The sequence below is a fragment of the Streptomyces sp. NPDC012510 genome (genome assembly GCF_042955065.1).
Lineage (GTDB): Bacteria > Actinomycetota > Actinomycetes > Streptomycetales > Streptomycetaceae > Streptomyces.
The window spans coordinates 1-18396 of sequence record NZ_JBIBEN010000019.1; the positions used below are offsets into that span (position 1 = coordinate 1).

At 69.8% G+C, this 18396-nt stretch carries 17 protein-coding genes; 10 read left to right on the top strand and 7 right to left on the bottom strand.

The genetic code is table 11. The annotated features are described in order from the left end of the window. Positions 1 to 574: maltotransferase domain-containing protein (locus ACFY9I_RS30250; RefSeq protein WP_391007309.1), on the bottom strand; the 574-nt coding region annotated here is incomplete at its 3' end. A 58-nt stretch (positions 575 to 632) separates the two neighbouring features. After that, positions 633 to 992 carry a DUF5133 domain-containing protein gene (locus ACFY9I_RS30255; protein WP_391007311.1) on the bottom strand — a complete coding sequence of 120 codons (360 nt, stop codon included), beginning with the start codon at positions 990 to 992 and terminating at the stop codon, positions 633 to 635. A gap of 317 nt (positions 993 to 1309) precedes the next feature. Here ACFY9I_RS30255 and ACFY9I_RS30260 point away from each other — a divergent pair, with 317 nt between their 5' ends. Together ACFY9I_RS30260 and glgX are read left to right on the top strand one after the other, a co-directional pair. Further along, positions 1310 to 1825 carry a pep a2 gene (locus ACFY9I_RS30260; protein ID WP_391007313.1) on the top strand — a complete coding sequence of 172 codons (516 nt, stop codon included), beginning with the start codon at positions 1310 to 1312 and terminating at the stop codon, positions 1823 to 1825. A gap of 23 nt (positions 1826 to 1848) precedes the next feature. Beyond that, complete coding sequence (gene glgX, locus ACFY9I_RS30265) at positions 1849 to 3948, top strand: glycogen debranching protein GlgX (RefSeq protein WP_391007315.1); 2100 nt, start codon at positions 1849 to 1851, stop codon at positions 3946 to 3948. Between the two features lie 49 nt (positions 3949 to 3997). On the opposite strand, the gene ACFY9I_RS30270 is transcribed toward glgX, so the two are convergent. Continuing rightward, complete coding sequence (locus ACFY9I_RS30270) at positions 3998 to 4798, bottom strand: VOC family protein (protein ID WP_391007317.1); 801 nt, start codon at positions 4796 to 4798, stop codon at positions 3998 to 4000. 219 nt (positions 4799 to 5017) lie between these two features. On the opposite strand from ACFY9I_RS30270, the gene ACFY9I_RS30275 reads away from it, so the two are divergent. Further along, positions 5018 to 5200 (top strand): hypothetical protein, encoded by a 183-nt coding sequence (locus tag ACFY9I_RS30275; protein WP_391007319.1) that lies wholly within the window; start codon positions 5018 to 5020, stop codon positions 5198 to 5200. Positions 5201 to 5257: 57 nt separating this feature from the next. On the opposite strand, the gene ACFY9I_RS30280 is transcribed toward ACFY9I_RS30275, so the two are convergent. The 4 genes from ACFY9I_RS30280 to ACFY9I_RS30295 are packed head-to-tail and all read right to left on the bottom strand — an operon-like array spanning position 5258 to position 9517. Beyond that, complete coding sequence (locus ACFY9I_RS30280) at positions 5258 to 6289, bottom strand: substrate-binding domain-containing protein (protein WP_391007321.1); 1032 nt, start codon at positions 6287 to 6289, stop codon at positions 5258 to 5260. After that, a complete protein-coding gene (locus tag ACFY9I_RS30285; RefSeq protein WP_391007323.1) occupies positions 6286 to 7227 on the bottom strand; it encodes an ABC transporter permease subunit in 942 nt (313 codons plus the stop codon). Before ACFY9I_RS30285 ends, ACFY9I_RS30280 begins: the two co-directional genes overlap by 4 nt. Continuing rightward, positions 7224 to 8198, bottom strand: a complete 975-nt coding sequence (locus ACFY9I_RS30290; RefSeq protein ID WP_391007325.1) for an ABC transporter permease subunit — start codon at positions 8196 to 8198, stop codon at positions 7224 to 7226. Before ACFY9I_RS30290 ends, ACFY9I_RS30285 begins: the two co-directional genes overlap by 4 nt. Beyond that, positions 8195 to 9517, bottom strand: a complete 1323-nt coding sequence (locus ACFY9I_RS30295) for an extracellular solute-binding protein (RefSeq protein ID WP_391007327.1) — start codon at positions 9515 to 9517, stop codon at positions 8195 to 8197. Before ACFY9I_RS30295 ends, ACFY9I_RS30290 begins: the two co-directional genes overlap by 4 nt. Positions 9518 to 9727: 210 nt before the next feature. Between ACFY9I_RS30295 and ACFY9I_RS30300 the strand changes: the two genes are divergently transcribed. From ACFY9I_RS30300 to ACFY9I_RS30330, 7 genes are all read left to right on the top strand, one after another. Then, positions 9728 to 11746, top strand: coding sequence for a beta-galactosidase (locus ACFY9I_RS30300; RefSeq protein WP_391007329.1), 2019 nt, complete (start codon positions 9728 to 9730; stop codon positions 11744 to 11746). Positions 11747 to 12192: 446 nt separating this feature from the next. Continuing rightward, a complete protein-coding gene (locus ACFY9I_RS30305) occupies positions 12193 to 13761 on the top strand; it encodes a glycosyl hydrolase 53 family protein (protein ID WP_391007331.1) in 1569 nt (522 codons plus the stop codon). 511 nt (positions 13762 to 14272) lie between these two features. Then, positions 14273 to 14746, top strand: coding sequence for a fluoride efflux transporter CrcB (gene crcB, locus ACFY9I_RS30310; protein ID WP_391007333.1), 474 nt, complete (start codon positions 14273 to 14275; stop codon positions 14744 to 14746). 52 nt (positions 14747 to 14798) lie between these two features. Beyond that, positions 14799 to 15173, top strand: a complete 375-nt coding sequence (crcB, locus tag ACFY9I_RS30315; protein ID WP_391007335.1) for a fluoride efflux transporter CrcB — start codon at positions 14799 to 14801, stop codon at positions 15171 to 15173. A gap of 127 nt (positions 15174 to 15300) precedes the next feature. Continuing rightward, positions 15301 to 16134 (top strand): undecaprenyl-diphosphate phosphatase, encoded by an 834-nt coding sequence (locus ACFY9I_RS30320; RefSeq protein WP_391007337.1) that lies wholly within the window; start codon positions 15301 to 15303, stop codon positions 16132 to 16134. 77 nt (positions 16135 to 16211) lie between these two features. Beyond that, positions 16212 to 16943 (top strand): FCD domain-containing protein, encoded by a 732-nt coding sequence (locus ACFY9I_RS30325; RefSeq protein ID WP_391007339.1) that lies wholly within the window; start codon positions 16212 to 16214, stop codon positions 16941 to 16943. Then, positions 16940 to 18391 carry an amino acid permease gene (locus tag ACFY9I_RS30330; protein ID WP_391007341.1) on the top strand — a complete coding sequence of 484 codons (1452 nt, stop codon included), beginning with the start codon at positions 16940 to 16942 and terminating at the stop codon, positions 18389 to 18391. The genes ACFY9I_RS30325 and ACFY9I_RS30330 overlap by 4 nt, the downstream gene beginning before the upstream one ends. The last annotated feature ends 5 nt before the right edge of the window (positions 18392 to 18396 follow it).

Here is an 18396-nt window from a genome sequence, read left to right on the forward strand (position 1 = left end):
GCAGCGGCAGCGGTTCGCAGGAGGTGACCAGTTCCCGCAGGGGATGGCGGGTGAGGACCTCGTCGACCTCCGGCGCCAACGCCGCCGCCAACCGGTCGTCGACCGGCAGGGTGTCGTCCCGGAGCCTCCGGACGGCCTCCGTCAGGACCGCGAGAAGGTCGGGCTCCGGCACGCCGGCGGCGGCGCGTTCGTACAGCTCGGCGCCCTCCTCCAGGACGAGGCCACTGTCGATGCCGGCCGGGATCTTGATCCGGGCGTGGTGCCGCCAGGTGGCGATCGGGTCGCCCCAGGCCTCCACGCGGTAGGTCCATCGGCCGACGGCGGTCGGGGTGACGTGGGCGCCCCAGCGGTCGGTTCCGGGGGCGAGTTCGCGCATCGGGGTCCACGGGGCCGGGCGGCCCTCCGGGTCCTTGAGCACGACATTGGCGGCGACCACGCCGTGGCCTTCCCGGAAGAGGGTCGCGGTGACCTCGAAGGTCTCGCCGACGACCGCCTTGGCGGGACGCCTGCCGCACTCGACGAGCGGGCGGACCTCCCTGATGGGGACGCGGCCGATGGCCGGGGTCGGGCTCATGAGTCTCACCTCCGCCTGCTCGGGATCGGCGCTGTGCCGAACGGGTGCTGAACCGGTCCTACCGCCCTGCCGTGGAACGCCGTCCGGACGGTGGACCACGTCGGGCCGAACGGGGCTTGCCGGGCTGCTCCTTGCGGGCCTGGCCGGGCTGTTCCTGTGTGCGGCTGCCGGCCTCCTCCGGGAGGTAGCGGCCGGTCTCCTCCTGGAGGTACATGGGCAGGCTCGTCTGCAGGTAGCGCTCGGCCGCCGCCACGGCCTCACGGGCGCAGCGCTTGCCCATCAGCACGCACAGCGTGTAGCCCGAGTCCTCGAAGTTGTCCCGGGCCGCGCGGTCGGTCGGGGACGCGAGCATCACGCGTTCCCAGGTGCGGTAGCGCCGCAGATGTCTGGCCACCTCATTCTTGGCGGGCAGCAACATGTGCTGATCACCTCCCGGCACTCTCTGTGGAGCACGCTTCCCGGGGGAGGTCGTGCACGGGGATCCCGACACCTGAGGGCGGAGCCGGGGGCTTCACTCATGGTGCACGGGTAACCACCACGCGTCTTGTTGGTTCTTCAACTACCTCAGGAGTCGCTCGTGTTGCACGAATGGCGTAGCCCACTCACTCTGGAGATGACTCAGAAGTGATCGGTGCTCACGCTTCGTGCTCGGGCCCGCTCCGTGAAGGACGACTCGGCGCTCGATCCCCAGGGACGAGAAGAAGCGGGAGCTTCGCCGGTGAGGAGCCAACGACGATGAAGACCGCAGTGCCTCGCTACTACCACCTCGACGTGGAAGTCAGTCCGGAACGGGTCGGACAGGTCAGGCGCATCCTGGCCGCTCACCTCCGGTTCTGGGACCTGGAGACCCTCGTCGAGCCCGTCTGCCACAGCGCCGAACTGCTGCTCCACGCGATCGAGGAGCACGCGACGGACAAGAACACTTCCATCGAGATGTGGTGGAACGGCCAGCACCTCATCGCCGCGGTCGGTGAGAACGACCGCGAGCTGCGCCCGGACAGGGAGCTGCGGCCCTGTCTCACCCGCATCGCGGCGCTGAGCGACGGCTGGGGCTGCTGCTCCACCCACACCGGCAGTACGATCATCTGGTTCACCCAGCGGGCCCCCGTCGACCAGTGCGTGCCCCTGGTCCCCACGGCGCCCGAGCCGGCCCTGAGCGAAGGGCTCCAGGTGCCGCGCGAACTCCCCGTCGCCATGCTCGCCGGTTCGCCCGGCGGTGAGATGTCGGCCGGCCTCGACGGCGCGCGGTGAGCGTGCGGCCGGAGCGGAAAGGGGTGCCCGTGTGGAGCGGGCACCCCTACCCGCTGGGAGCCTCCTTCGACGGCGCCGGAACCAACTTCGCGCTGTTCAGCGAGGTCGCCGACCGCGTCGACCTCGTTCTCGTCGACGACGACGGCCGTCATCGTGCGGTCCCGCTCACCGAGGTCGACGGCTTCGTCTGGCACTGCCGTCTCCCCGGCGTCGGACCGGGACAGCGCTACGGCTACCGCGTGCACGGCCCCTGGGACCCCGCCGCCGGTCACCGCTGCGACCCGGCGAAGCTCCTCCTCGACCCGTACACCAGAGCCGTGGACGGGTGGACGGACAACCACCCCTCCCTCTACGAACCCGGCGCCGACAGCGCCGGACACACCATGCTCGGCGTGGTCACCGACCCGTTCTTCGACTGGGGGGACGACCGCCCGCCCCACCGGCCGTACGCCGACACCGTCATCTACGAGGCCCACGTCCGCGGCCTCACCCGTACCCACCCCGACATCCCCGCCGAACTGCGCGGTACCTATGCCGGGTTGGCCCACCCCGCCGTCCTCGACCACCTCACCTCGCTGGGCGTGACCGCGATCGAGCTGATGCCCGTGCACCAGTTCGTGCACGACGGTGTCCTCCAGGACCGGGGCCTGGCCAACTACTGGGGCTACAACACCATCGGCTTCTTCGCGCCGCACAACGCCTACGCCGCCGACGGCACCCGCGGCCAGCAGGTCACCGAGTTCAAGTCGATGGTCAAGGCGCTGCACGCGGCCGGCCTCGAGGTGATCCTCGACGTCGTCTACAACCACACCGCCGAGGGCAACGAGAAGGGCCCCACCCTCTCGTTCCGGGGAATCGACAACTCCTCGTACTACCGTCTGGTGGACGGTGACTGGGAGCACTACTACGACACCACCGGCACCGGCAACAGCCTGCTGATGCGGCACCCGTACGTCCTGCAACTGATCATGGACTCGCTCCGGTACTGGGTGACCGAGATGCACGTCGACGGCTTCCGATTCGACCTCGCGGCCACCCTGGCCCGGCAGTTCCACGAGGTGGACCGCCTCTCGGCGTTCTTCGACCTGATCCAGCAGGACCCGGTGATCAGCCGGGTCAAGCTGATCGCCGAACCGTGGGACGTCGGTGAGGGCGGCTACCAGGTGGGCAACTTCCCGCCGCTGTGGTCGGAGTGGAACGGCAGATACCGGGACGCCGTACGGGACTTCTGGCGCGGCCGGCCGGACACCCTCGGCGAGTTCGCCTCCCGGCTGACCGGCTCCTCCGATCTGTACGAGCACAGTCGGCGCCGTCCGCGCGCCAGCGTCAACTTCGTCACCGCGCACGACGGTTTCACCCTGCGCGACCTGGTCTCATACAACGACAAGCACAACGAGGCCAACGGCGAGGACAACCAGGACGGCGAGAGTTCCAACCGGTCCTGGAACTGCGGGGTAGAGGGCCCCACCGAGGACCCCGGTGTCCTCGCCCTCCGCGCACGCCAGCAGCGCAACCTCCTGGCCACACTGCTGTTGTCCCAGGGCATCCCGATGCTCTGCCACGGTGACGAGTCGGGCCGCACCCAGCACGGCAACAACAACGCCTACTGCCAGGACAACGAAGTCTCCTGGCTCGACTGGCGGCTGGACGACGAACGACGCGCGCTGCTGGCCTTCACCCGCGACCTGATCGCCCTGCGCGCCGCCCACCCCGTGCTGCGCCGCCGCCGCTTCTTCCGGGGCGACACGCCGACCCGGGCGGACCAGCCGCTCCCCGACCTGGTCTGGCTGCGGCCGGACGCCCGGGAGATGAGCGATGCCGACTGGGACCGCTCCGACGCCCACGCGGTGGCCGTCTTCCTCAACGGCGACGCCATCGCCGAACGCGACCCCTACGGCGACCCCGTCGTCGACGACTCCTTCCTGCTCCTGCTGAACAGCCACTGGGAGCCGACGGTCTTCCGCGTGCCCGGTGCCACGTACGGCGAGCGCTGGACGACACGCGTCGACACGGCCGCCGAGCCGGACGGAGCCCGGGACGAGTCCGAGTACAAGGCGGGCGCCGAGATCATCGTCGAGGCGCGGGGGCTGGTGCTGCTGTCACGGCCGTCCCGGGCCCGCTGAACCGGCCCGCCGCCCACGCTGACCGCCGTCGGCTGCCACCCGGCGGCGGTCAGCGTGGGCGGCGTGAGGTGATCGTGAACTGGGCGCCGTCCGGGTCGCGCAACACAGCCTCGTCCGCGACGTGCGTGAGGACCGTACCGCCGTGGTGCTGAGCGGTGTCGACGCAGGCCGCCACGTCGGAGACGGAGAAGTGGACCTGCCAGTGCGGCCTGATCGTGGGGTCGGGTGCCGCTTCCAGCGCGCCGGAGGTGATCCGGGCCACGGCCTCGCCCTCGCTGCGCAGGACGACCTCGTTCCCCTCGTAGTGGACCTCGCAGCAGCCGGGCTTCTCGGTGGCCCACTCCAGGACCTCGCCGTAGAAGATCGCCGCGTCGAACGCGTCGCGGGTGTGGAGCCGGATGAAGGCGGGGGCGGCCTTGCGCCAGGTCTCCCAGTCGGTGAAGAGCGCACCCTCCCAGATCCCGAAGGACGCCCCGTGGCGGTCCGCCAGCAGGGCGGCCCGTCCGGGCGGGAAGGACAGGGGGCCCACCGCGACCGTGCCGCCGCGCTCCCTGGCCCGGCTCGCCGCCGCGTCCGCGTCGGACACGGCGAAGTACGGCGTCCAGGCCACCGCCATCTGCCACAGGTTCGCCACCCCGGCGATACCGGCGACGGGCACCCCGTCCGCCAGCGCGATCCGGAAGTGGTCGCCGAGCTTGGCCGTACGCCAGCGCCAGCCCAGCACGGCCGCGTAGAAGTTCTCCGTCGCCGGCAGATCCCGGCTTGTCAGGCTCACCCAGCAGGGGGCGCCGAAGACGGAATGGCTGGAGACGACGTTCTCCGCGCCCTCGAAATCGCTGTCGCTGTTCATGGCAGTCGTGTCCTGGTCTCGTCCTTCGGCACACACCGGCCGCATCTCAGTGTCCAACCGAATCGGGGACCGGTGCTCGTCGAGTACCCCGGCCCGGCGTTCCGACGCGGGTCAAGACGTGATCTTCGGACGACCGTTCGGGTGATGACCAGGAGTCCTGCTCCTTACCGTGTGTGACCCGGGTATGCGCTCCGTGCCGGATGAGGGGAGGATCCAGGCATGGCTGACATAACCGGAGGCCCGGGCAACGCCTGTATGCTCGCCCTGGCCGCGTTCTTCGCGTGGGTGTTCCACGGCATGGCCATCGCGCTCGCCCTCGTGTTCCTGTGCGCGCTCACGCACCCCGGCACACGGGCCACCGCAGACGCCGGCACACCTGAGCGGGTCTCCGCGCACCGCTGACCTGCGCCGACCTGTGCCGCCGCGCCGCGACGGCGCACGCTCGCGCCGGGCCTCACCTCACGTCGACTCACGTCGCACCAGCTCCGTCGGCAGGATCACCGCCGCCGGATCCTCGCCGCCGATCTGGGCCAGCAGGACCCGCACCATCTCGTTGCTGATGCGGTCGTAGGGCTGGCGGATCGTGGTGAGGGCCGGGACGGACTCCGTCGCGGCGGCGGAGTCGTCGAAGCCGCCCAAGGACACGTCCTCGGGGACCCGGCGGCCCGCCCGGCGGAGCGCGGCGAGGGCGCCCTGCGCCATCAGGTCGGAGGCCACGAACACCGCGTCCATGTCGGGTGCCCGTGCCAGCAGCCGCTCGGCGCCCACCTCACCGCTGGCCCGGCTGTAGTCGCCGGAGACGATGAGCCGCTCGTCGATCTCGACGCCCGCCTCGGTGAGCACCTCCTTGTACCCGGCGAGGCGGTCGACACCGCCGGGCGAGTCCAGCGGGCCGGTCACGACACCGATCCGGCGGCGGCCCAGCGACAGCAGATGGCGCACCATGTCACGGGCGCCGTCGCGGTCGTCGGCGGCCACGTAACTCACCTTGGAGCCGGGCGTCATGGGCTTGCCGCACTGGACGAGGGGGATGCCCGCCTCACGGAGTTCCCGGGTGACCGGGTCCGCCGAGTGGCTGGAGACCACCAGCACTCCGTCGACGTGGCCCGCCGTGATGTACCGCGTGATCCGGCGCCGTTCGTCCTCCGTGCCGGCCACCATCAGCAGCAGCGGGATGTCGTGCGCGGCCAGCGCCTGGGTGCAACAGCGCAGAAGAACGTTGAAGTTGGGGTCCTCGAAGAGCTTCTCCTGCGGTTCCGTCAGCAGGAAGCCGACCGAGTCGGAACGGCCCGTGATCAGCGAGCGCGCGTGCCGGTTCACGACGTAACCCGTCTTGCGGATCGCGGCGTTGACCGCCTCGGCGGCTGTCGGACTGACGTAGTGACCGCCGTTGAGCACGCGCGAGACCGTCCCCCGGGAGACTCCCGCCTCGCGCGCCACGTCATGAATGGTCGGCGGCTTGCGCCTGCCCCCCGTGTTGCTCATGGTCATGACTTTACGGCCCCGGAGAGCAGATCGAGGCTCCAGAACCGCTGGATGCCCAGGAAGAGGGCGATCAGTGGGATCACCGCGAGCAGCGCGCCCGTGATCACCAGGGTGTAGAGCGCCGGGGTGTTCGCGCCCTGTTCCAGGAGCGTGAACAGGCCCAGGGTGATCGGGAACTTCTCGTCGTCGCTGAGCATGATGTACGGCAGCAGGAAGTTGTTCCACACGGCCACGAACTGGAACAGGAAGACCGTCACCAGCCCCGGCACCATCATCGGCAGCGCGATCCGGGTGAAGATCCGCCACTCGCTCGCCCCGTCCATCCGCCCGGCCTCCACGACGTCGGCGGGGACGGCGGCAGCGGCGTAGATCCGGGACAGGTACACGCCGTACGGGGAGAGGATCAGCGGCAGCAGCACCGACCAGTAACTGTCCGCCAGGTCGGCCTTCGCCATCAGCAGGTACTGCGGGATGGCCAGGATCACCGGCGGCATCAGCACGCCCGCCATCAGGACGTTGAAGACGGCCTCTCGGCCCTTGAAGCGGTAGATCGCCAGCGCGTAGCCGCTGACCGCCGAAACGGCGGTGGAGAGGAGGGCGCCGAGACCGGCGTAGAGGGCGGAGTTGCCCATCCACTGCCAGTAGATGCCGTCGCGGTAGGCGTTCAGGTCGGCCAGGTTGTCCCTGAAGCCGCTGCCAGGCAGGAACGTGAACGTGGTGAACAGCTCACTGCCCGACTTGGTGGCCGCGATCAGCACCCAGGCCACGGGCAGCAGGCAGTAGATCGCGCCCAGCAGCAGGGTCAGCGTCGGGACGAGGGCGATTCGGCGGCGCAGCGGCGGGCCCTGGGCGGTGCCGGGCGTGGTGCCCTCCTCCACTCTCGACTTCGCTCGACCGGGGGGACCCCCATCCGGGGCGGCCTTGTGGACGGCAAGAGAACTCATCGTGCTGCCTCCTGCTTCTGACGGGAGTTCGCGGCCCTCAGGAAGCCGAAGGAGAGGGCCAGGGTGGCCACGGCGATGATCACCGCACCGGCCGCGGCCGAGTGGATGTCTCCCTCGCCGAAGGCGTCCCGGTACACCTTCATCAGCGGACTCCATGTTGTGGAGACCGAGTTGGTGAGGGGCTTGAGGGTGGTGGGCTCACTGAACACCTGGAGCGTGGCGATGATCGAGAAGAAGAAGGTCAGCACCAGCGACGGCGCCACCATCGGGATCTTGATCCTCAGCGCGATCTGCAACGGGCTCGCGCCGTCCAGCTTCGCCGCCTCGTACACCTCGGCGGGGATGGCCTGCAGCGAGGTGTAGATGACGATCATGTTGAAGCCGGTGCCGCCCCAGACCGCGATGTTCGACAGGGCCGCGTACAGCCCGCCGCCGTCGAGCAGGTCCGGCTGCGGGAGCCCCAGCTTCTCCAGCACGAAGTAGAAGGGGCTGACGTCGGGGAGGTAGAGGAAGCCCCACAGGAGGGCCGCCACGACACCCGGTATGGCGTACGGCAGGAAGATCGCCAGCCGGGTGAACGGGGCCAGCCTCACCTTGTCGCTGTCCAGCATCAGGGCGAAGACGAGGGCCAGGCCGAGCATGACCGGGACCACGATGGCCCCGTAGCCGAGGACGCGCAGCGCTCCGTCCAGCAGCTCGGAGTCGGTCAGGGCGTCGGCGTAGTTCTCGAAGCCCGCCCACACCTCGCTGCGCGCGCCCGAGCCGAGGCCGAGGCCCTTGACCTGCACCTTGTGCAGACTGAGCCAGACCGCGTAGCCGATGGGCAGCGCGAAGAAGAGGGCGAACAGGATCGTCGCGGGGAGGAGAAAGACGTAAGGGGCGCTTCGCGCTCGTCTGAGGGTGGTGGTGGGAGACGGGTGGGCGTACGGGGCCCCCTTGACCCCGTACGACCTCCGGGGTGCCGTCGTCACTCCGCGACCTCGAAGCCCTGCTTCTTCATGTCGGCGACCGTGTCGTCCTGCATCTTCTTCAGGGCGGCACCGAAGTCCGACTTGTCCTTGGCGGCGGCGCCGAACGCGTCCTTGAAGGTGGTGTACGCGACGTTCACGTTCGGGCCCCAGGCGGAGGCTGCCGTCGTCTTCGCGATCTCGGAGGCCACGGTGTAGAAGTCGGCCTGGTTGGAGAAGAAGGCCGGCGGCTCGGCGAACGCGTCACTGGTCTGCGCAGTGGTAGCGGCCGGGTAGATGCCACCCTCCTTCGCCAGCGCGGTCAGCGCCTCCGGGTCCGTGTTCAGCCAGGCGGCGAACTTCGCGGCGGCGCCCTTGTTCTTGGAGTCCGTGGTGACGGCCGTCGAGGAGCCGCCCCAGCTACCGGTGGTGTTCTCGGACGACGACCACTGCGGCAGCGGCGCCACCTTCCACTTCCCCGCCGTCTCCGGCGCGGCCGTGGTCAGCGTGCCCGGCGCCCACACCGCGCTGACCCAGGCGATCTGCTTGCCGGAGTTGAGTGCCTTGTTCCAGGCCGGGGTGTACATCGGCTGGTTGTCGATGGCGCCCTCCTTCACCAGGCCGCCCCAGAAGTCGGCGACCCGCTGCGTCGCCGCGTCGTCGATGCCGACCTTCCACTTCTGACCCTCGGTGGTCCACCACCGCGCGCCCGCCTGCTGGGCGAGACCGGCGAAGAGACCGGAGTCGTTCGCCGAGAAGGTCGCGAGGTCGACGTCCGCGTCCTCCTTCTTCAGCTTGCGCGCGGTCTCGGCGAACTCGTCCCAGGTCTTCGGAACGGTGAGGTCGTACTTCTTGAAGAGGTCCTCGCGGTAGTAGAACATCATCGGCCCGATGTCCTGTGGTATCGCGTAGACGGCGTCCGAGCCCAGCGTGGTCTGCTGCCAGACACCGTCGGCGAACTTGCTCTTCGCGTCGCCCGCCTCCTTCGCGATGTCGGCGACCGCGTCATTGCTGACCAGCGTGGGCAGCGCCTGGTACTCGGCCTGCACCAGGTCCGGGCCCTTGCCCGCCTTGTGCGCGGTGAGGATCTTGGTGACCAGCGCGTCGCCGGAGGCCTGCTTCTTCACCGTGACGCTGATCTGCTGCTCCTTGCCGGGACCCTTGTTCCACAGGTCAACGACCTTGTCCATGCCCGGCGTCCAGGTCCAGTACGTCAGCTTCGCCGGCCCCGACTGGGCCTCGCTGTCGTCCTCGGACCCGCCACAGGCGGCAAGTGCGGTGGCGCCGAGCGTGACGGCGACGGCGGCGGCCACAACGCGCCGGTGCTTGGTGATGTTGGGCATGGATCCTTCTCCCCTGACCTGGGTCCTCGCCTGCTGCGAAGACCATGCCATGCTTCTGTGAGCGTTCACAGATGCTGCGCCTGTGAGCGTTCACAGTAGAGAAACATCTCGGACACTTGTCAATGGTTGTGGCTGTGCGGTTATGTTGAAAGGGCCCTGCCGCCGCTGTGTGTGCACGTTCCCATATGATCGACAAAACGGGAGAGACCCATGCCGGAGACCACGCCCACGGGCCTGACCAGGCTCGCTTTCGGTGGGGACTACAACCCCGAGCAGTGGCCGGAAACCGTCTGGCACGAGGACGTGCGGCTGATGCGCGAGGCCGGCGTCACGATGGTGAGCGTCGGCATCTTCTCCTGGGCCCTGCTGGAAACCTCACGCGGCGAGTACGACTTCGCCTGGCTCGACCGCCTGCTCGACCTGCTCCACGAGAACGGCATCCGCGTCGACCTGGGCACCCCCACCGTCGTACCGCCCGTCTGGTTCTACCGCGAACACCCCGAGGCGCTGCCCGTGGCCGCCGACGGCACCCGCTACGAGTTCGGCTCACGCGGCGCCATCTGCCACAGCAACACCGATTACCGGGCCGCCGCCGCGACCATCACCACCAAGCTCGCCGAGCGCTACGCCGACCACCCGGCGCTCGCCCTGTGGCACGTGCACAACGAGTACGGCGTCCCGGTCTCCGCCTGCTACTGCGACTCCTGCGCCGCACACTTCCGCCGCTGGCTGGAGCGCGTCTACGGCGACGTCGCGGCGGTCAACGAGGCATGGGGCACCGCCTTCTGGGGCCAGCACTACACCGACTTCGCGCAGATCAACCCGCCGCGCGTGACACCGACGGTCGGCAACCCCGGCCAGGCCCTGGACTACAAGCGGTTCGCCGACGAGACGATCCGCGAGAACTTCGTCATGGAGCGGGACATCCTGCACCGTCTCGCACCCGGCATCCCGGTCACCACCAACTTCATGACCGCGCTCAGCCAGTGCGACTCCATGGACTACTGGGCCTGGGGCCGCGAGGTCGACCTCGTCACCAACGACCACTACCTGATGACCGACGGCCGTCGCACCCATGTGAACCTCGCCATGGCCGCCGACCTGACCCGCTCGGTCGGCGGCGGCGCCCCCTGGCTGCTCCTGGAGCACTCCACCTCGGGCGTCAACTGGCAGGCCCGCAACCCCGCCAAGGCCCCCGGCCAGATGGCCCGCAACTCCCTCGCCCATGTGGCACGCGGCTCCGACGGCGCGATGTTCTTCCAGTGGCGGCAGTCCCGGCGCGGCGCCGAGAAGTTCCACTCGGCGATGCTGCCGCAAGCCGGCACGGACTCGCGGGTCTGGCGCGAGGTCGTCGAACTCGGCGCCCGTATCGAGTCGCTCAGCCATATCAAGGGCACCCGGACCGTCGCCGACGTGGCCGTCCTGTGGGACTGGCACTCCTGGTGGGCGCAGAACCTCGCCTGGCGCCCCACCGAGGACCACGAGGCCCGCGAACGCGCCGACGCCTTCTACGAGGCCCTCTACGACCGCCACCTCACGGTCGACTTCGCCCACCCCGGAGCCGACTTGTCGGCCTATCCCCTTGTCGTGGTCCCCGCGCTGTACCTGATGACGGAAGCGGTGGGGAACAACCTCAAGGCGTACGTCGAGAACGGCGGCACCCTCGTCGTCTCCTACTTCTCCGGGATCGTCGACGAGCACGACGCCGTCCACGAGGGCGCCTACCCCGGCGCCCTGCGGGACGTGCTCGGCCTGACCGTCGAGGAGTTCTCGCCGCTGCTCGGCGGGGAGAGCGTGCGGATCACCGGGCCCGACGGCTCCGAGCTGACCGGCGACGTGTGGACCGAGTTCGTGGTGCCGCGCGGTGCCGAGACCGTGTGGAAGTACGCCGACGGGCTCACCGCCGACCGGCCCGCCGTCACCCGGCACCGGCTCGGCGAGGGCTCCGCCTGGTACGTCTCGACCCGCCTCGACGCGCACGGTCTGGACGCCCTCCTCGGCTGGGCGGCAGACGACGCGGGCATCGCGCCCCGCGATCTGCCGCGCGACGTCGAAGTGGTGTGCCGCGCGGGGGAGTCGGGCGACTTCCTGTTCGCGCTCAACCACACCGCGCTCGACGCGAAGGTGCCGCTGGACACGGACGGCACGGAGCTGTTGACCGGCGAACGTGCGGCGGGCCGGCTCGTCATACCCGCCGGCGACGTCAGGGTCGTACGCCTCGACACCTGACCGTCCGACGTGGCGGCGGCCGGCCACCGAGCCGATGGACGTGACGACCGCCGCACCGGCCCAGAGGCCGAGCACCGCTTCCGGGCCACGTGCCCGGAGCGATCACCGCCTCCGGGCCACTCCGCCCGGACCCGTTCACCCACTTCGGGTCACCCGCCCGGAGCCGTTCACCGACTTCGGGTCACCCGCCCCGGGCCCGTTCACCGACTTCGGGTCACCCGCCCGGAGGTCGGTCAGCGGCTCCGGCCCCGCGCCCGGGGGCCGTGCACCGGCCTCCGGGCCCCGTCCGGGGCTGTTCCCCCCAGCCTCGGGCCCTCCCCGACCCCGACCGGATTTCTAGGGGACGTCCGGTCGGTCCCGGCGGCGCCGCGCCCACGGCCTTCGGGTGCGGCGCCGCCACCCGGTACCGCTCAATCAAGGTCCCCGCCCTTGTCGAAGGGACGACGATGTTCCATGCGAGACGCGCCCTCAGGGCCCTGCTGATACCGCTGTTCGCAGGCCTGGCGCTCACCACCCTGCCCGCCGGCCCGGCGAACGCCGCCTCCACGCTCACCAACGGCGGCTTCGAATCCAACGGCACCGGGACCGCGACGCCGACCGGCTGGTCGACGTACTCCGCGGCCGGGCAGAACTCCGCCTCCTTCACCGAATCCGGTGGTCACGGCGGCAGTTACCGCCTCACCCACTGGTCGTCCTCCGCCTACAAGGTGGAGACCTACCAGTATCTCTCCGGGCTGACCAACGGGAACTACAAGCTCACCGCCTGGGTGCGCTCCGGCGGCGGCCAGAACTCCGCGTACCTCGCGCTGAAGAACTGCGGCGGCGCCGAACAACGCACCGACATCCCGGTCTCCTCCAGCGGCTGGATCCGGATTGTCACCTCCGTCGCGGTGACCAACAACCAGTGCACGATCAGCATCAACTCCGATGCCAAGGCGGGCAACTGGATCAACGTCGACGACCTGACCTTCGCCTCCGGTACGACGGGCCTCGCCATCAAGGGCTCCGACGTGTCCTCGCTCATCAAGAGCGAGGCCGAGGGCGGGGTCTACAAGAACAGTTCCGGCACCACCGGCGACGCGCTCGCCATCCTCAAGAGCGCCGGGCAGAACTACGCGCGCGTCAAGGTCTGGGTGAACCCCGCCGACGGTTTCAACAACAAGGCCCGTGTGCTCGCCGCCGCCAAGCGCGTCAAGGCGCAGGGCATGAAGCTGCTGGTCGACTTCCACTACTCGGACACCTGGGCCGACCCGGGCGCACAGACCGTGCCGTCCCCGTGGACCGGACACGGCTACACCCAGCTCAGGACGGACGTCTACAACCACACGTACGACGTCCTCAACGCCCTCAAGTCCCAGGGCACCACCGCCGACATGGTCCAGGTCGGCAACGAGATCAACGGCGGCATGCTGTGGTCCGCCGGCTCCACCTCGAACTGGTCGCAGCTCGCGGGTCTGCTCAACTCCGGCTACGACGCCGTGAAGGCGGTCAACTCCTCCACCCAGGTGGCGCTGCACCTCGCCAAGGGCGGTGACCTCCCCGGCACCCGCTGGTGGTTCGACAGCGCGGTCTCCAACGGGGTGAAGTTCGACGTCATCGGCCTGTCCTACTACGGCTACTGGCACGGCACGCTCGCCGACTTCCAGACCACCCTGGACGACGCGGCCTCCCGCTACTCCAAGCCGGTCTTCGTCGCCGAGACGGCCTACCCGTTCCGGCTGGACAGCGAGGACTCGCACGAGAACATCATCGACCTGTCGAGCGAACTCGTGTCCGGCTACCCGGCCACGACCGGCGGTCAGACCCGCTGGATGAGGGACATCGCGAGCATCGTCGAGGCCGTCCCCAACGGCCGGGGCCTGGGGATCTTCTACTGGGAGTCCACCTGGACCGCCGTCGCGGGCAACGGCTGGGACCCGACGGACGCGTCCTCGGGCAACGGCTGGGAGAACCAGGCACTGTTCGGGTACGACGACCGGGCGCTGCCGGCGATGGCGTGGTTCAGCCACCGCTGACGACGCGGCCGTGAGTGAGGAAGGGCCTGTACGCCTCGGCGAACGGGCCCTTTCGCCGTGCCTCGCCGCACGGTTTCCTGGACGCTGCCGAGGCCTTCGTCGGGCTCGTACGGTTCGAAAACCCGGCGCCGGTCGGGTCGGGGCGCCGAGGGCGTACTGGAAGGTGTCGTCGATGTAGTGGAAGGACACGTGGACGAGGGTGCCCAGTGTCGCCGCCCGCGCGCGGAAGGCGCCGGACTGCCTCTGGTGGGGCAGCACGGGACCATTGTTGCGGACGACGACGGCGGCGAACGCCACACCGTGTGCCGGCCAGGCCCGGCACACGGTGCGGCGGCCGGTGCGCGCCACGGACGGCCCTCGCGTTACGCTGGCGAACGGCCGCGATCCGACTCGCGGCGCGGCGGTGGGGCCCGCCGTACGCGAACCGCGGCGACGATGCCGCCAACGGTCCCTGCTTGCGACGGAGTACGCCCGGGCGGTGTCCGGGCCCCGGCGAGTAGGAGACGTACGCATGACACAGCCGCCCCCCGACAGGGGCGAGGCCCACACGGCCCCCGGCCCGGCGCCCCGCGGCCCGTCCCCCTGGCAGGGGCAGGGACCCGTCGTCGCCGTGGTGTCCCTCGGCGGTGGCATCGGCGCGACCGCCCGCTACGGCGCGTCGCTGCTCTGGCCGGCACAGCCCGGCGGCTTCCCGTGGACCACGTTCTGGGTGAACGTCGTCGGCTGCTCCGTGATCGGTCTCCTCATGGTCGTGATCACGGACATCCGGGCAGTCCACCGGCTGGTGCGGCCCTTCTTCGGCACCGGGGTGCTCGGTGGCTTCACCACCTTCTCGACGTACGCCGTCGACATCCAGCGGCTGATGGACGAGGGGCATCCACGTACCGCCCTCGCCTACCTTGCCGCCACCCTCCTCGCCGCCCTCGCGGCGGTCTGGCTGGCGGCTGTGACGGCACGCCGGGTACTGGCCGGGAGGCGAGCATGACAAGGCCCGAACGGGACCCCCGTCCCAACGCCGCGAAAGGTAAGAGGTCCACGTGAACTGGCTGCTCGTCGTCGTCGGCGGAATGGTGGGAGCGCCCCTGCGCTACCTCACCGACCGGGCCGTGCAGTCCCGCCACGACACGGTCTTCCCCTGGGGCACCTTCACCGTCAACGTCGCCGGCTCACTGGTCCTCGGCGTTCTCACCGGTGCCGTGACAGCCGGTGCCGCCTCCTCTCACCTGCAACTTCTCCTCGGCACCGGCCTGTGCGGGGCGCTCACCACATACTCGACCTTCTCGTACGAGACCCTGCGCCTCGCCCGGGACGGCGCGCGGTTCCATGCCGTCGCCAACGTGGTCGCGAGTGTGGTGGCCGCGCTGGGCGCGGCCTTCGTGGGGGTGGCGGCGGCCGAGTCCCTGTGGAGGTGACCTCGCGCTTACCCGGCTGTAGTACGACTGCCTCCACCGGTACGACCCCCGTCGTGCCCACGTACGTCGGCCACCCCCGGCCGGCCGTGCCGCCTGTCATGCCCTCGCCGAGCAGAATCCGGAGCCCATGAGCACCATCACCGTCGGTCAGGCCGTCGTCCTCGGAGCCGTGGAGGGAGTGACGGAGTTTCTGCCGGTGTCCTCCACCGGTCATCTGAAGATCACCGAAGGGCTCATGGGGATCCAGGTCGACGACAGGGCCGTCGTCGGGTTCTCGGCGGTCATCCAGGTCGGCGCGATCGCCGCGGTGCTGGTGTACTTCCGCAAGGACATCGCGCGGATCGGCACCGCCTGGTTCCGTGGGCTCCTCGACGCGGGGGAGCGGCAGGACCGCGACTACCGGTTCGCGTGGTGGGTGATCGCCGCGACCTTCCCGATCGTCGTCGTGGGGTTGGCCGCCCAGCCGCTCATCCAGGGACCGCTCGCCTCGCTGTGGGTGGTGGCCGTCTCGCTGATCGTCGGCAGCGGTGTGATGTGGGTCGCGGAGCAGGTGGGGCGGCGCCGGCGTGCGGAGGAGGACACCCGCTTCCGGGACGCGATGCTGGTCGGCGGTTCGCAGATTCTCGCTTTGCTCTTCCCGGGTTTCTCCCGCTCCGGCGCCACCATGTCCACCGCGCTGCTGCTCGACCTCGACCGGGTCGCGGCCACCCGGCTCTCCTTCTTTCTCGGCATCCCGGCCCTGACCGGCGCCGGTCTGTACGAACTGAAGGACGCCCTCGGTGCGGGGGTGGGCGCGCCGCCGCTGATCGCCGGAACCACTGTCGCGTTCGCGGTCGCGTACGCCTCGGTCGCCTGGCTGCTGAGGTTCGTGACCAGGCACTCCTTCACCGTGTTCGTGTCCTACCGGATCGTCGTAGGTGTGCTTCTCCTCGGGCTGCTCGCCGCGGGCGGACTGAGCTGACCAGCCCGGAGATCAAATCCGGGATGGAATCGGCGACCCCTTGACAGCCCCCTCCCGTCACCCCCAGGATCACCCCCGTGAACCTGTCAGACAGCCAGACAGGTGGGTCGGCACCTCGGCGCGTCAGTGCCATGGAAGCGGTGCTCACCCACCTCCGCGACGCCATCGAACGCGGCAAGTACGCCATCGGGGACAAGCTCCCCTCGGAGGCGGAGCTGTGCCGGCAGCTCGAAGTGAGCCGTCCGGTGCTCCGCGAGGCGCTGCGCGCGCTCCAGGTGATGGGGCTGACCCAGTCCCGCACCGGCAAGGGCACCTTCGTGATCGCGAACGCCGTCGAGGACCCCACCTTCGGCGACTACGCGGCGAGCGACCTGCTCGAAGTCCGCCGGCATGTCGAGATCCCGGTGGCCGGGTACGCGGCGGTGCGCCGCACCCCGGAGAACCTGGACCATCTGGCTCATCTCCTGGACCGGATGGAACGGGAGACCGACACCACCGCCTGGGTCGCCATGGACACGCTCTTCCATCTGGCCGTGGCCGAGGCCGCCCAGAACCCGGTATTCCGCCGGGTGATCGAGGAGATCCGGGACGCGCTGGCCCGCCAGTCGGCCTTCCTCAACGAGCTGGGCGGCCGGCGCGAGCAGTCCAACCGCGAGCACCGGGCCATCGTCGAGGCGCTGATCGACGGTTCCGCGAACGACGCGGTGGAGGCCATGGCCCACCACCTCGACCGCGTCGAGACCACCCTCACCGACATCGTGCGATCCCCACGCACGGACAGTCCCACGGAAGGCGGACACGAGGCGTGAGCGAGCAATCCCTCCAGCAAGACGCCGTACAGGCCGGACCCACCCCGACCGGTCACGTCGACGCCGGAGACGCCGGTTACAGCAAGTCCCTGAAGTCGCGCCACGTCAACATGATCGCCATCGGCGGCGCGATCGGCACCGGCCTCTTCCTCGGCGCCGGCGGCCGTCTCGTCGACGCCGGCCCCTCCCTCTTCATCGCGTACGCGGTCTGCGGAATCTTCGCCTTCCTCGTCGTGCGCGCCCTCGGCGAACTGGTCCTCTACCGGCCCTCCTCCGGCGCCTTCGTCTCCTACGCCCGGGAGTTCCTCGGCGAGAAGGGCGCGTACACGGCCGGCTGGATGTACTTCCTGAACTGGGCCACCACCGGTATCGCCGACATCACCGCCGTCGCCGTCTACACCCACTACTGGGGCATGTTCTCCGACGTGCCGCAGTGGGTGATCGCGCTGGTCGCCCTCGCCGTGGTCCTCTCCGTGAACCTGATCTCGGTGAAGATGTTCGGCGAACTGGAGTTCTGGTTCGCGATCATCAAGGTCGGCGCGCTGGTCGTCTTCATGTGCATCGGCATCTGGCTGCTGGTCACCCAGCAGCCCGTCGACGGCCACACCCCCGGCCCGTCCCTGATCACCGACAACGGCGGTGTGTTCCCCAACGGCGTCCTGCCGATGCTGCTGATCATCCAGGGCGTCGTCTTCGCCTACGCCTCCGTGGAGCTGGTCGGCGTCGCCGCCGGTGAGACCGAGAACCCCGAGAAGATCATGCCGAAGGCGATCAACTCGATCATGTGGCGGGTCGGTCTGTTCTACGTCGGGTCCGTGATCCTGCTGTCGATGCTGCTGCCCTGGTCCTCGTACAAGGCCGGCGAGAGCCCCTTCGTCACCGTGCTCTCCAACATCGGCGTCCCGGCCGCCGGCGGCATCATGAACCTGGTCGTCCTCACCGCGGCCATGTCCTCGCTCAACTCGGGCCTGTACTCCACCGGCCGCATCCTCCGCTCGATGGCGGTGGCCGGCTCCGCCCCGAAGTTCACCGGAGTGATGAGCCGTAGCCAGGTCCCCTACGGCGGCATCCTGCTCACCAGCGGCATCTGTGTGCTGGGTGTCGGCCTGAACTTCGTGGTCCCGGCCGAGGCGTTCGAGATCGTGCTCAACTTCGCCGCCATCGGCATCATCGCCACCTGGGGCATGATCATGATCTGCCACCTGCTCTTCTGGCAGAAGACCCAGAAGGGCGAGCTGACCCGGCCGAGCTACCAACTGCCCGGCTCCCCGTGGACCGAGCTGGTGACGCTGTTCTTCCTGGCGTCGGTGCTGGTCCTGATGTACGCGGACGGCGGCGTCGGCCGGACGACCGTGCTCTGCCTCCCCCTGATCGTGTTGGCGCTGGTGGCGGGCTGGTTCGGCGTACGGCGCCGGGTCGCCGGTCAGTCGGCCGGAGCGAAGAAGTGATTCGA